The following is a 12,244-nucleotide window of genomic DNA, read 5'->3' as shown; positions in this document are numbered from 1 at the left end:
ATGAACCGCTGCATTAAAAAAGAAGGCAAGCAATGGCTGGGCTACGAGCTGTTGCCGCCTGTGCATTATTACCGACGATACCAGCAGCCACGCCGCCGCGTGGTGGCGCAGTTTGATGACTTGGCTGCCGCCATCGCATGGCTGGATGGCGCGGCAGCTTGAAAACGGCTTAAATTCCAAATCCAAACGGATTGCATGCAGTCCGTTTCCGTTTGTGTTTTATTTTTCTATAATTTACGTATCGATTATGCAAATTATAGAAAAAATGAAAAAACCACCGATTCTGCCCGGCGTTATTATCTTGATAACACTGGTGTTTAACTTATTGGGCAAACTGTTGGATTGGACCGCTGCCCGTTATTCCGAACATAAGAAACAACAGTCTGACGAACCGCAACGGCAGGCAGAAATTGCCGCTTGGCAGGCCGATTTGCATGAGGAAGCCCAAAACAGGCAAAGGCAGCGGGCAGAACATCAGGCACTGCTTGCCGAGGAATGCGAGACTTTGGACGGTTTCCTTGCCCACAGGCAGGCCGTGTATAAGCGGGTTTTGCGGAATGTAAGACACTATGCCTATCTCGGCCGGCTTACCCCGCGGCAGCGCACGGAGCAGATTATTTGGGATTCCCTGCAAATTATCTTTGAAAGCAAAAATGCCAAGACCATGGAATCGCGCATGGGTGTGATAAGGGATTGTGCGGAGCGCCTGATTTCCCCGCCAATAGACGAACACACATTCAGGCTGGTGGCTACGCATTATTATGTTTCGCAGATTGTTGCGTTAAAAGAAAAAATGGCAAATTACAAAACCCAAGCCGCCAAAAACAGGGCAGCCGTTAAAATCGAACAGCTTTTCCAACAGGCAGCAAACGATGCCGCAGTGTACCGTAAAGCCGTGTCGGAGTATCAGGCGATGGAAGACCGGCAGAATCAGGAAGCCTAGCCGCATGACAAAACCCTTGCAAAAAATCCCGTTATGCCGTAAAGTAGCTCCACTACTAAATATCACGCGGATTTTTTCGCACCCGTCAGTTGCGGCTTTTTTACGCCTGTATTTCAGGCAGCCATAGTTTCTTATGGCGGGTCGAGAGAGCCTAATACAATACCCGCAAGGGGAATACGTTCCGCCGTCGTGATACGGTAGTTGAAGCCCGCCCACCTGTCCGTGGGCAATCGTTAAACTAAATATCACGGAGTCAATATGAACGCTATCGTTCCATCCTTCCACCCCGAGCAAATCGCCATCATAGACCATGACGGCGGAAAATGGCTGACTGCCGAGCAGTTGGGCTTGGCTTTGGGGTTTTCTGAAAAACGCGCCCGCGACGGCGTAAATAATCTTTATAACCGCCACATAGACGAATTTTCGGACGGCGACTCAGTTACCATCAAATTGATGGCGACTGACGGAAAGCATTACAACACAAGGATTTTTTCGCTTTCAGGCTGCAACCTGCTGAGCTTTTTTGCCAATACGCCGAACGCCAAAGCGTTCCGCGCATGGGCAAAGGTCAGACTGGCCGAACCAGCGCACGATATGCTGGAAGTGGACAGGGAAACGCTGCAATATGCGTTTGACCGCGCCGAAAGGATACAGGCCGCCTATCTGCGCGAGCATCCGCAATTGGGCAATTTGGCGCGCTATTACGCCGCAGGGCTGACACAGCTGGAAATGGCCAAGTTGTTGGACATATCCCGCACCACGGTGCGCGAACGGCTGAAACTGCTGGACGAATTGGGTGTGTTGTCTTACCGCCCCGACCCCGAAAAATCCCGCCACGGGCGTGCGGGTTATGCCGCCATGAAGCAGGCTTTGGCGTTTAAGGCGCAACAGCAGCCTTTGTCGTTGGAGGGCTAAACCATGCAACAGCCCATCACCCCGCGTTGCGGCATCGGCGAAATCAGCTGCGCCTTGGAAATGACCGCCCACGGTTTGTTTGACCAAACGCAAAACCCCGTGCAAACCGAAAATTGCGCTAATTTGCTGTTGGTATTATCCGATTATCTGCGCTGGTGGTATTACTGCCAAGAAAGCGAATAAACACATTGTTCCGCCGCCCGAAAATTTCCCCGCTTTCGGGCGGTTTTTTGCCGTTCAGGCTGCCTTTTTTGGTATAATTGCCGCAGATTTTTATTTTTAATTCAAGGAGAAAGTGCGTGAGTCATGCCACCACCCATCGCCAAAAAATGATAAGCAAAATCCACATTGCCAAAAAACAGCTGGGTTTGGACGACGATGTGTACCGTGGTCTGCTTTCGCAAGCCACGGGGCTGCACAGCTGCAAGGACATGGACGACAACCAGCTTGCGGCGGTGCTTAATCTGTTGCAGCAAAAAGGCTTTGGCGCGGATGCGGGCGCGCAGGGCTATCAACGCACGCCGCTGCATTTTGCAGGGCATGGCGCGATGATGCGCAAAATCGGCGCATTGCTCACGCAAACGGGCAAAAGCTGGGCTTATGCGCACGGCATTGCGCGCAAGATGTTTGGGGTGGAGACGGTGCAACGCTGCGATGGCGAGCAGATGCGCAAGGTGTTGGCGGCGCTGAATTATCAAGCGAAGCGCGAGGCGCACAAGGCAGCCTGAAAAAAAAGCCCACGCATTAAGCGCAGGCGTATTCAAAATAATAATGGTATGGGTTTGAATTTTAACACAGAATACGGAGCGTTTGAATGCAAAAAGACGAATGGGGCGGTTTGCCTGAAAGCATGCGGCAGATTGCGGAGGTGATTGGGCTGGATGGGGCGGAAAAACTGGTGCGCTCGATTGGCGGGGCGCGGTTTAAATTTGGCAAGGGGCGGCACAACACCGCGCGCATGAAGCTGCTGCGCCAAGCGGTGGGCAAGGCGGGCGCGGACAAGCTGGCGGCGGTGTTTGGCGGGGATGAGTTGTATATTCCGCGCTGCACGGTGCAGCTGCGCAAGGTGCGCAATCGGCGGTTTCGGGCGGCATTTATGGCTTTGACCGATGGCGGCAAAACCAGCAAGGCGATGGCTTTAACCGAGCTTTGCCCACAATTTGGGCTGTCGCATCGCACGGCGGATAAGATTTTGGCGGAGCGGGAGGAGGTGGCGGTGCAGGGGGCGTTGTTTGATTGAAGAGTATTTAAAAACCGTTTAACGTGGCAGCGCGTTGGGCGGTTTTTTGCTATGACAAAATAGGCGTGAAATAAATAGGCAGCCTGAAACCTTGCTTGGGGTTTCAGGCTGCCTTTTTGCGTGGGGCGAAGCCTTGCGTCTGACTGGTGCGGCTGCGGTTTGGGCATGATGGCAACCTACTGAAACCATCATTAAACCCTAAAAGGAATAAGCATGAATACACAACCTTCCGAACTGGCATGGCTTGCCATCGCCCGCCGCGAAATCGGCACGCGCGAAATCGCGGGCAAAGAACACAACAGCAAAATCCGCAACTGGCTAATTAGCCTAAACGCATGGTGGCAAGATGACGAAATGCCGTGGTGCGGCACATTCGTTGCCCATTGCGCACGCGAAGCGAAACGCGCTTTGCCGCAGCATTGGTATCGCGCCAAAGACTGGCTGAACACAGGCACGCGCTTGGATAAACCTGCCTATGGCTGCGTAGTCGTTTTTGACCGCGCGGGCGGCGGGCATGTGGGCTTTGTGGTGGGCAAGGACAAGCAGGGCAATTTGATGGTGCTGGGCGGCAATCAGGGCAATGCGGTGAACATTAAGCCATTTGCGATGAGCCGCGTGGCGGGCTATGTGTGGCTGGATTGGGCAGATGGACGCAAATCTGCGCCCAAGCCTGAACGCTTTGAGTTGCCGTTGTTGGACAGCAATGGGCAAGTTTCGCGCAACGAACGCTAGGAGGCCGCCTAAAAATGAAACGGCACTCTGTTGTATTGGGTGCGCTGGTGGCATTAAGCCTAACCAGTCTTGCGCCGCCATCGCCTGAACTGACTTTAAAAAAACCCAGCCGACCGCGCCCGCAGCCGCACCCATTGGGCGGTGTTGCGCTGCGTAAACATCGCCACAGCGGCGTAGCAGCGGCGCGGCGGGCTAAACGCAAAGGGAAACGATAATGAAGCTGCTCAAATGGCTATCGGGCTTAATCGCCAACCCCGCTACGGGACAAATCAGCCACACTAAACTCTGGGCAAACATCACCGCCGCCTGCATGACCTACAAATTTATCCAAACACCTGATGCGCCCGAGTGGCTGTGGTGGGCATACGGCGGCATGGTGGGCGGCTATGCGCTGATTAAACGCGGCATCGCCGCCGTGCCGCAGGTGGCGCAAATCAACCAAAGCAAGGAGCAGGACGATGTGGGCAGCGCTGATTAAATACCGCGCATGGGGCAGCCCTGCCCTGCTGCTGGCCGTTGCGGCGGTGGCATGGGCGGGCGGAAAACGTGCAGCGGGGCAAGACCACCAAACCGAAACCGCCGCCCTGAAAGCGCAATACGCGCAAGAAAAACTCGCCGCCGAGCAGCGGCACACTGCCGCCCTGCAGGCTGCATTGGTACAACAGCAGCAATGGCAGCAGTTTGCCCAAAAACAAGGGGAGCAGCTCGCACAAATCCGCGTGCGGCTGGACAAACAGACAGAGTTATTAAGCAAGGACATTGACCATGCGATTGAGCAGGATAAAAACAGCGGCCATGATTGCGTTGGTATCGGCGCAAGCAGCCTGCACCTCTACAACCGCGCCTTCGGCTACCCCGATTAAGGGCGGCGTGCCGCCCGTCTCTACCGAGCTGCTGCTGCAACACGAGCGTCCCGAACGCCCCAGCAGCGGCTCCCCCGAACAACTGTTGCACCATGCCGTGCGCTACGGCGCGTATTGCCAAAAATTGGAGGGTCAGATTTCGGGCTGGCAGGCGTGGTATGGAGAAATCAGCCGTGAATAGCTACCGTGCCGAAGTGGAGCGCGTGATTGCCGTGCACCATGCGCGGTTGGAAATGGGGTTGAGCCGCGCGCGTGAGCAGGAAGCATTTGTGCGGCGTGTGGCCGATGTGCTGATGCGCCACCGCGTGGCGTTTACATGGGGGCTGGACACGGATTTTGACGCGGTGTTCCGGCTGGCCGACGATGTGACGGGCGAGGAAACGCTGCTGCAAACGCTGTTTGCAGGCTGCCTTTTGGCGCGCACGCCGGACGGTTTTGTGCTGGGCGACGCGCGGCAAGAATATATCCAAGTACGCTTTAAAGGGGGCGTGAATGAACTTTGAATTTGCTTTTAAAACCCTGTGGGGCGTGGCGACGGCGGCGGGCTGGTTTTGGATTAACGGGCTGTCTGCCAAGCTGCGTGCGGCGGAGCAGGAGAGCAACTCTAAACGCCCACTCATCCTACACAAACACCCTATTTCACTCTATAAAACAACGTATTAAAAAATAACACGCCCACCAAACCTACACACAAAACCGCTTTTAACCGATAATGATTGCACCAAAAATTACACCAAAAACACCATGGCAACCATTATCCAACGAGGCAACAAATGGCGCGTGCAAATCCGAATGCGCGGCGTTTCGCGTTCTGCCACCTTTGAGCGGCATTCCGATGCCAAAGCATGGGCGGCGCGCGTAGAAACAGAAATCCGAGACGGGATACAAGGCAATCAAAGCCGAAACGTATTCTTTGGCGACATTTTACAACGATATTTGAGCACCGAAACCGTCAAAAAACGCGGCAGCCGTTCCGAAACCTATCGCATCAACGGCATTTTAAAATCGCCGCTATCACATATCCGCCTGGAAGACCTGCGCCCGCAAGACTTTGCCGACTGGCGCGACGAGCGCCTGCGACAAGTATCAACCGACAGCGTAATACGCGAATTATCCACACTTTCCGCCGTCTGCGAACACGCCATGAAAGAATGGGGGCTATTGCGCGAAAACCCCGTGCGCAAAATCAGCAAACCACAAGCATCCAAAGAGCGCACCCGCCGCCCCAGCGCGCAAGAAATCCGGCAAATCTGCGAAGCCCTACACTACACCTGAAACCGAGCACCGCATCTGATTACCCTGCGTTGCGCCAGCGCCCTACTCTTTGCTATAGAGACCGCCATGCGAGCAGGCGAAATCTGCGCGCTCAAATGGGAAAACATCCACTTTGACCGCCGCATCGCCCACGTTGCCCAAAGCAAAAACGGGCATCCGCGCGATGTCCCTCTAACCAAACGTGCCATCGCCCTATTGGAAAAACTGCGCCCGATTGACCCGATTAGCGTGTTCAAAATCCAAGCGCACAGCCTAGACGTGCTGTTTCGCCGCGCCCGCGACAACTGCGGCATCACAGACCTGCATTTCCACGACAGCCGCCGCGAAGCCCTAACGCGACTATCCAAAAAAGTGCCTGTGGAAACGCTGGCAAAAATATCAGGGCACCGCGATTTGAGCATCTTGCTCAATGTGTACTACCGACCCGATATGGCAGAAATTGCCGATATGCTGGATTAGGCCGTATCCCGTCTAACCATTGCGGAAAAACTCTTTCTGTTCTGCCGCGCGGCGGTTCACCAGCCCCTGCACCACGCGGCCGCCCGCCTTGTTCCACAGCTCAAAGGCTTTGCAGGCTGCCTGATATTTTCGCTGGTTCAGTTCACGCACCACGCTCGAACCCGCAAACGCTTTCGCGCCGATGTTGTAGCATAGGCTCACGCAGGCGTTAAATTGTGATTGGGTCAGTTCGACCCGCACCGCATCACGCACTGCTTTTTCGTAGGTTTGGATTTGGCTCGCAAGTTCGGCGCGGATTTCGCCGTCCGTCATCACGTCGCCCATCTGCACCTTTTGTCCCGCCTTATCGCCCAGCGTGTAGCGGATAAAGCCGATGCCGATAGTCGGGATGCCCACACTATCGCGGTATGCCTGATGGCTTTTACCCTCGAATTTTTCCAGCAGTTCGAGGCCGTAATCATCTACTTTCAAGTTTTCGTTCATGTTTTGTCCTTTCGTTTGACAAGTTTGCCTTGCGGCGGTTATTATCCCGCGATAATTTTGCGCCGTAAGTTAATCCCCCTAAGGAGATTTGATATTAAAATACTTATTCCGTATAAAGAACGCGTTTTTGACGCCCGAACCTATCTTGACGAAATCAAAAATAAATCAGACAACATAGAAAAAGTGGAGTTCGTCCCGCCCAAATTGGGCAAAGACGGCTACGGCTTTTTCCGTGTGCACTATAAAGTCCCCGTTTTGGCAGAGGTATGAACATGCTGCCCGAACAGCCGGACAACCAGCAGGAACTGGTACGCGAATTTTTGGAATACCAAAAACAGGAGCTTGCCAACAAACGCGCCGAGCTCGACATACGCCGCGACGAAATCGCCTCGAACGAGCGCATCGCTTTGGCAACCATCGCCGCGCAAAAGGAGGACTTTGACAAGCGCGGCAATGTGTTTGCCTCGGTCAGCAAATCGCGTCTCATGCTGTTCGGCGTCGTATCGCTGCTCATCGCACTCGTTCTCATTTGCGCCATGATGACGGGCAATACGGAAATCGCACTGGAACTGATTAAAATCGGTGGGGCAGTGCTTTTGGGCTACTTCGCCGGGCTGAACCGGGGCAAGGCCCAGGTTTTGGAAAAACAGAGGAACACCGAAGAATAACGGCTTCCCCAAAATCCGCCCCGTGCGGATTTTTTTATTGGGTTTCCCTTTCAAAAATGGCAGCGACGCCTATGTCGCCACCATCAAATAAATTATTGAGTACCGCCCAAGCATTCTAATCCCGTTTCGGCTGCAACGCCCGATATGCTGGATTAGCTACATCCCATCCACCACTTCCCCCCAAGCCTGCCACTCTGCCAGCTTATCGCGTTGCCCATCCGCTATTTCAGCCATTGCTGCATAGTGTTTGCTGCACTCTCCGAGTAAAACCCAGCCTTGGGCAGCGTTTGCATCGGCGGATGGGCGGGCGGTTGGGGACACGTTTTTAACACTTCCGCCTTGATTTGCTTGGGCGGCGACACGTTGCTGCAAGCGGTCAAGCTCACGGCGCAAAGTAGCGTTAGCAGTTTGTGCATTTTGTTTCTCCTGTTCAATGGTTTGCAATTTCGCCGCGTAGGTTTGCGCAGCTTGCTGTTCGGTTTGGCGCACGGCGTTGATACGCGCGTTTTCCGCTGCCAACGCCTGCTGCTCATACTTGGCGGCGGCTTCGCTGTAGCCCTTGTCGTGCCACCGTTGCAAGGCGCGGTATTGGGCGAAGGCGATGGCGGCGATGGCGAGTGTGTAGAGTAGGGGTTTGTTCATGTTTACCACCATTTAATCAACGAAATACCGTAGCACAATAGCAAGAATCCCACGCCCATTCCCGCGCAAATCAATAACCACTTCAACCCCTGCCCTGTTTCATGCGCCAAGATTTGTGCCACTTGCTTTGTCCCTTTGCGCGTCATTTGCCCTTGAATATGCACATTCATAGATACTCCCGTTTTACTTTTAATATTGATTGGTTTAAAATCTTCCACGCTTAACTCCATGTAGGGTTACTTTTCAGCTAAATACCAAAACCCCCGCAAGGTTGCCGCCTTGCAGGGGTTGTTTTTTTGGGGTTTCAGGCTGCCAACTCAAAATGCGGTCCATCCATAAACGCCTTTTTCCCTGCCGCCCGCCGCGCCGCGGAATAATCCGCCACCAATTCCTGCGCGGGTTTAGTGGTGTCGTTTAAACATTGCCAACAGCCGCCCCAGCGCACGCGCACGCCTAATTCTTTGGCGGCGGCTCGCATCGCTTCGGCGATGGGGTAAAAATGCCCCCAATGCCAGCTCATTTCCGATGTGCCGTTGCCGTCAAAATCGTCCCACGGCACCAAATCCACCGCGTGCCCAAAGCCATCCGCCTGCTTCAAATGCTTGCTGTTAAGCGTTTGCGATGCGCCAGAAGCCACAAGGCGGCGTTGGCGTTCCAAAGTGCGCAAACCCTCGTTTACAGCGAAATCCTGCGCGGTGATTTCAATCGCCCGTTGCACTACTTTCACCAAGTTCGGATGCACGCCGACAAGGCGTTGTTGGCTGGTTTTTCCTAGTTGATACATAGTTTTACTCCATAAAAAAACGCGCCGCACGGGCGCAAAAAAGGCAGCCTGAAACCCATTTCCAGACTGCCCGACTATTCTCAAACCACATTCACGCGCCGTTTCATCCGCCGCTGCATCTGCCAAATCTTCCACGTCTGCGCCAAAAAATAGCCCGCCACGCCCAGCCGAAACAGCACCGCTTCCATCGGCATTTGCTCCTGCCGCGCTACAATCGCCACCGCGCTGCCAACCAGCACCAAATGCGCCCAAAACTCCAAATCGTGCCACTTCCACGTTCGCCCACCCAAACGACACGCGCAATAAACAAAAATAACCATGCCGCAAATCATGTCCAAATACTCGTTCATTGACCGTCTCCCTTTTTAAAGATTTTCTGCAACCACGCTTCTGCCAACACGGTTAGCTTGGGCAAAAACCATTGCCACGTTGCCCCGATGGCAAACGGCACAAAGGCTTTGAGCAGCGACGCATCACTCAAATGCAGATAATGCGCCCCCATTTCCACCACCAGTGGCGATGCCGTCCCCGCCAACATCATGCTGGCAATCAGCCCTGACACCGCCTGCCGCCGTCCACTCGGCTCGCTGCGCCCCAAAGCCACCGCGCCGCCCACCGCGCCCAACACCAAAGCCTCAATCGGCATGCCCAAAAACGTCCCCGCGATGCCGATTGCGCTGATATTAACCGCAGCGGCGGTGTTGATTGTGTTTACTGGCATTGCCGCTCCTTTCTGCCATTTAAATCCATGCTTTTCTCCATAAAAAAAGGCAGCCTGAAAATGGCTGCCTTGATGATTAAGATTTCTGCCCTGATGCTCTTAGCAACATATCCAACATATTTTGTTTGCTTTGCTGGGCGATACTCTTTTTAAAATCGTCCCAAGTTGGCACCTCTATTTCGGGATACTTTTCTTTCATTTTCTCCGCAAACTCCTTGCAGACATCATTAAATCCCTCGGGCGTTACCTTCACCCAACCCCTTTTTTCAAGCTCCTTTACACGTTCTTCAGTGCTGATAACGCCTCGTTCAATAAAAAGCCGAACCAATTCGTCGTTTTCCATGCTTATTCTCCAAAAAGTGATAAAAACAAGATTTTAAACCACTATTTGAATTGTTTGGCTTTTATTCAGGCTGCCGCAGCCAGTTTGCCAACGCCTGCGGGCTGTATCTATCAGGATATTGCAGCCCAAGTGCCGCCGCGCACCATTCCGAGCAAAACCACTTTTTCAGGCTGCCTTTAATGCCGAGAATAACGCCGCACGCACCGATAAAGTCATACGGTTTGCCGCGCGTTTGGGCAAAATAGTTCAGCACATCAATGTAGGCATCTTGCTGATTGACGGGGATTAAATCCCACTTATCCGCAGGCAGCGGCATGGTTTTCATGCGCACGCCGCCGTCGCGCAGGCTGGCGGAATAGCAGTCGTATTGCCCATTTCCCTTATTTACGGCGATTTCGCAATGGCTGTAAGGGCTGCGTGTGAATTTTCGTATCAACCAGTCGCCCAGCCGCGCTTGTAGCACGCTGGGGCTGTACCACTTGCCGCTGCGGTTGCCTTTGTACAACGCCAAAACAATGCGGTTATCCATGTTGCACCTCCTTGTCCATTAACTCGGCTGCGCTCCACCCGCTTGAATAGTCGTATTCCAGCGGGTTTTCTGCTTTCAGCATGGCAGCTTTATGCCGCTCGGCGTTTTGAAAATCGTGCTGCTCATCGGCAATCAGTTTTAAGCTCAACTCGTCCAGCAGCTCGCGCGTCATAGGCACAAAGCTGTTGTCTAGGGTTTTCCATACTAGGTCTTCGGGCAGCTTATTCAGCGTGCGCAGAAAAGTGTATTGTTGGCGGCTGTCGGCATCGCTGTGCAGCCATTTTTCTAGCGATTTAATATAGATGCCCGCATGGCAGGATTGGGCGCGTTTGGCTTTGATGCGTTCCCACATTTCCGCTTGCTGCTCGGCTTTAACGGCTGCGGCGGCTTCTTTGCTTAACGTCCATGTCTTGCCGTTCCATTGATGCAGTTCGCTGGGCGGGGCGGTTAGGGTTAAATGCGCGGGCAACTCGCCCACCGTTTGCACGGTTTCAGGCTGTCCATTATCCGTGCGGTAAGCGGTTTTGCCGCGATAGTCGGGCAGATATTGCCACTGTCCGTCGGTCTCGCACGGCCAAAATCCGTCCCGATGTATAGGCCCGATACGTAATGCGTTGTCCGGAGGCATACTGTCGGGATTGGCGGCGGTGCTGTAAAGATAAGGATGCAGGGGGTCGGTTGTATCAAAGTAATGGTTCTGCATGGCTATACTCCCAAATAGATGGCCGGCGTAAAACCGATGTTGAGCGGGCGGTTTTCATCGGCGGTGGGGACGGCGGCGGACGCGTTAAAGTTAAGTTTTGCCAGTACGCCATAGTTATCTTCGTTGCGCTGCCATACCAGCCCGCGTTGAGCTTTGTCGGTTACAGACAACGCGCCTTGTGTGGCGTGGTCGTTATCATGGATATAGGCGGCAGCCGAACCAGTGATGTTGCGGATGGCATCGCCTTGTATCTTGCCTAGTATTTGAGAGGCGCGCAAAAAATAACCCCGCCCGTCGTTGTGATACATATTCGGTAGATTGACAAACCCGCCCGATGCAGCAATGTTAAATGCGGTGCGGTAGTATTCGGGTAAAGCTAATAATGCTTCGCCTTGCGCCGTATTGATGCCGTACCGGTCGCCGTTGGCGTGATACCACCCGCGTCCCTGTAAATCCTCAGGGCGGAACGGCAACAAGTCGATTCTGCCGACGAGTAGCATTTTATTTATGTCTATCTCAAGCGACAGTATCTTGTTATGAAAATACCTCCCAGAAAAAACCTCCCATTTCCCGCTATTCCCCCCATTGTTCGGATTGTGGGTATTCGCATCCACCAGACTGATGTATTCGGTATCCAGCGTATCGTTGATGAGCACTGCGCCTTTGGGGTAGCCGCCGATGGCGTCGCAAAAGGCTTGGTCAAAGCGATAACGTCCGCCCTGGTTTTGCCAAACGGTGTGTGCGCTAATTTCGTTCAGCACGCCGTTCATATCTTTCCCGCTTGGGGGTTTGCCGCCGACGGAAATCGGCGTCATGGTGATGCTCGGGAAGCCTTCGGCATAGGTAGCGGCTTCCTGAGCTAACCCGCCGTTGCGTTCGGCGGGGATGTTGTTTTTCAGTCCGTCCGCTGCCCATGGCTTGGATAGCAATTTTGGTTGTGGCAT

General features: G+C 53.8%; 26 protein-coding genes. 16 read left to right on the top strand and 10 right to left on the bottom strand.

Going from position 1 to position 12,244, the window contains the following annotated elements; translation table 11 throughout:
- The 14 genes from JDW22_RS12090 to JDW22_RS13765 all read left to right on the top strand — a co-directional run bounded on the left by JDW22_RS12090 (position 1) and on the right by JDW22_RS13765 (position 6,427).
- The gene (locus JDW22_RS12090) at positions 1-162 is read left to right on the top strand and encodes a hypothetical protein (RefSeq protein ID WP_200523256.1); all 162 of its coding nucleotides are present in this window, start codon (positions 1-3) and stop codon (positions 160-162) included.
- A 52-nt stretch (positions 163-214) separates the two neighbouring features.
- Positions 215-943, top strand: coding sequence for a hypothetical protein (locus JDW22_RS12085; protein ID WP_200523255.1), 729 nt, complete (start codon positions 215-217; stop codon positions 941-943).
- A 258-nt stretch (positions 944-1,201) separates the two neighbouring features.
- A complete protein-coding gene (locus tag JDW22_RS12080; RefSeq protein WP_200523254.1) occupies positions 1,202-1,858 on the top strand; it encodes a BRO family protein in 657 nt (218 codons plus the stop codon).
- Between the two features lie 3 nt (positions 1,859-1,861).
- Positions 1,862-2,041: a hypothetical protein gene (locus tag JDW22_RS12075; protein WP_200523253.1), complete on the top strand. Its 180-nt coding sequence runs from the start codon at positions 1,862-1,864 to the stop codon at positions 2,039-2,041.
- A gap of 116 nt (positions 2,042-2,157) precedes the next feature.
- Positions 2,158-2,586: a gp16 family protein gene (locus JDW22_RS12070; protein WP_200523252.1), complete on the top strand. Its 429-nt coding sequence runs from the start codon at positions 2,158-2,160 to the stop codon at positions 2,584-2,586.
- An 86-nt stretch (positions 2,587-2,672) separates the two neighbouring features.
- Complete coding sequence (locus JDW22_RS12065; protein WP_200523251.1) at positions 2,673-3,098, top strand: Mor transcription activator family protein; 426 nt, start codon at positions 2,673-2,675, stop codon at positions 3,096-3,098.
- 213 nt (positions 3,099-3,311) lie between these two features.
- Entirely contained in the window at positions 3,312-3,830 is a 519-nt protein-coding gene (locus JDW22_RS12060; protein ID WP_003797429.1) for a TIGR02594 family protein, read from the top strand.
- A gap of 214 nt (positions 3,831-4,044) precedes the next feature.
- Positions 4,045-4,308 (top strand): hypothetical protein, encoded by a 264-nt coding sequence (locus JDW22_RS12055; protein ID WP_200523250.1) that lies wholly within the window; start codon positions 4,045-4,047, stop codon positions 4,306-4,308.
- Positions 4,289-4,693, top strand: a complete 405-nt coding sequence (locus JDW22_RS12050) for a hypothetical protein (protein WP_200523249.1) — start codon at positions 4,289-4,291, stop codon at positions 4,691-4,693. The genes JDW22_RS12055 and JDW22_RS12050 overlap by 20 nt, the downstream gene beginning before the upstream one ends.
- Positions 4,626-4,874 (top strand): hypothetical protein, encoded by a 249-nt coding sequence (locus JDW22_RS12045; RefSeq protein ID WP_200523340.1) that lies wholly within the window; start codon positions 4,626-4,628, stop codon positions 4,872-4,874. The genes JDW22_RS12050 and JDW22_RS12045 overlap by 68 nt, the downstream gene beginning before the upstream one ends.
- A complete protein-coding gene (locus tag JDW22_RS12040; RefSeq protein WP_200523248.1) occupies positions 4,867-5,196 on the top strand; it encodes a hypothetical protein in 330 nt (109 codons plus the stop codon). Before JDW22_RS12045 ends, JDW22_RS12040 begins: the two co-directional genes overlap by 8 nt.
- Positions 5,186-5,356 carry a hypothetical protein gene (locus tag JDW22_RS12035; RefSeq protein WP_200523247.1) on the top strand — a complete coding sequence of 57 codons (171 nt, stop codon included), beginning with the start codon at positions 5,186-5,188 and terminating at the stop codon, positions 5,354-5,356. Before JDW22_RS12040 ends, JDW22_RS12035 begins: the two co-directional genes overlap by 11 nt.
- Before the next feature lie 81 nt (positions 5,357-5,437).
- A complete protein-coding gene (locus JDW22_RS13770; RefSeq protein WP_235965505.1) occupies positions 5,438-5,968 on the top strand; it encodes a hypothetical protein in 531 nt (176 codons plus the stop codon).
- Between the two features lie 15 nt (positions 5,969-5,983).
- On the top strand, positions 5,984-6,427 hold the full coding sequence (locus tag JDW22_RS13765; protein WP_329610760.1) for a site-specific integrase: 444 nt from the start codon (positions 5,984-5,986) through the stop codon (positions 6,425-6,427).
- 12 nt (positions 6,428-6,439) lie between these two features.
- Here JDW22_RS13765 and JDW22_RS12025 read toward each other — a convergent pair whose 3' ends face one another.
- Positions 6,440-6,910, bottom strand: coding sequence for a lysozyme (locus JDW22_RS12025; RefSeq protein ID WP_200521588.1), 471 nt, complete (start codon positions 6,908-6,910; stop codon positions 6,440-6,442).
- Positions 6,911-6,967: 57 nt separating this feature from the next.
- Here JDW22_RS12025 and JDW22_RS12020 point away from each other — a divergent pair, with 57 nt between their 5' ends.
- Both JDW22_RS12020 and JDW22_RS12015 read left to right on the top strand, forming a co-directional pair.
- A complete protein-coding gene (locus JDW22_RS12020; protein ID WP_200523339.1) occupies positions 6,968-7,180 on the top strand; it encodes a hypothetical protein in 213 nt (70 codons plus the stop codon).
- Positions 7,177-7,578, top strand: coding sequence for a hypothetical protein (locus JDW22_RS12015; RefSeq protein WP_200521590.1), 402 nt, complete (start codon positions 7,177-7,179; stop codon positions 7,576-7,578). Before JDW22_RS12020 ends, JDW22_RS12015 begins: the two co-directional genes overlap by 4 nt.
- Before the next feature lie 156 nt (positions 7,579-7,734).
- Here JDW22_RS12015 and JDW22_RS12010 read toward each other — a convergent pair whose 3' ends face one another.
- From JDW22_RS12010 to JDW22_RS13760, 9 genes are all read right to left on the bottom strand, one after another.
- Positions 7,735-8,220 (bottom strand): hypothetical protein, encoded by a 486-nt coding sequence (locus JDW22_RS12010; protein WP_200523246.1) that lies wholly within the window; start codon positions 8,218-8,220, stop codon positions 7,735-7,737.
- 2 nt (positions 8,221-8,222) lie between these two features.
- Positions 8,223-8,438: a hypothetical protein gene (locus JDW22_RS12005; protein WP_200523245.1), complete on the bottom strand. Its 216-nt coding sequence runs from the start codon at positions 8,436-8,438 to the stop codon at positions 8,223-8,225.
- An 86-nt stretch (positions 8,439-8,524) separates the two neighbouring features.
- The gene (locus JDW22_RS12000; RefSeq protein ID WP_200523244.1) at positions 8,525-9,004 is read right to left on the bottom strand and encodes a M15 family metallopeptidase; all 480 of its coding nucleotides are present in this window, start codon (positions 9,002-9,004) and stop codon (positions 8,525-8,527) included.
- A gap of 80 nt (positions 9,005-9,084) precedes the next feature.
- Positions 9,085-9,354, bottom strand: a complete 270-nt coding sequence (locus JDW22_RS11995; protein ID WP_200523243.1) for a hypothetical protein — start codon at positions 9,352-9,354, stop codon at positions 9,085-9,087.
- Positions 9,351-9,725: a hypothetical protein gene (locus tag JDW22_RS11990; protein ID WP_200523242.1), complete on the bottom strand. Its 375-nt coding sequence runs from the start codon at positions 9,723-9,725 to the stop codon at positions 9,351-9,353. Before JDW22_RS11990 ends, JDW22_RS11995 begins: the two co-directional genes overlap by 4 nt.
- A 76-nt stretch (positions 9,726-9,801) precedes the next feature.
- On the bottom strand, positions 9,802-10,068 hold the full coding sequence (locus JDW22_RS11985; protein ID WP_003794976.1) for a hypothetical protein: 267 nt from the start codon (positions 10,066-10,068) through the stop codon (positions 9,802-9,804).
- A 61-nt stretch (positions 10,069-10,129) separates the two neighbouring features.
- Positions 10,130-10,597 carry a hypothetical protein gene (locus JDW22_RS11980; RefSeq protein ID WP_003794974.1) on the bottom strand — a complete coding sequence of 156 codons (468 nt, stop codon included), beginning with the start codon at positions 10,595-10,597 and terminating at the stop codon, positions 10,130-10,132.
- The gene (locus JDW22_RS11975; RefSeq protein WP_200523241.1) at positions 10,590-11,300 is read right to left on the bottom strand and encodes a DUF4376 domain-containing protein; all 711 of its coding nucleotides are present in this window, start codon (positions 11,298-11,300) and stop codon (positions 10,590-10,592) included. Before JDW22_RS11975 ends, JDW22_RS11980 begins: the two co-directional genes overlap by 8 nt.
- Positions 11,301-11,302: 2 nt before the next feature.
- On the bottom strand, positions 11,303-12,244 hold the full coding sequence (locus JDW22_RS13760; RefSeq protein WP_235965503.1) for a hypothetical protein: 942 nt from the start codon (positions 12,242-12,244) through the stop codon (positions 11,303-11,305).

This window comes from Kingella bonacorsii, from assembly GCF_016623605.1.
Classification (GTDB): Bacteria; Pseudomonadota; Gammaproteobacteria; order Burkholderiales; family Neisseriaceae; genus Kingella_B; species Kingella_B oralis.
The sequence above is the reverse complement of the archived record's forward strand: the minus strand, read 5'-3'. Positions and strand labels throughout refer to the sequence as shown.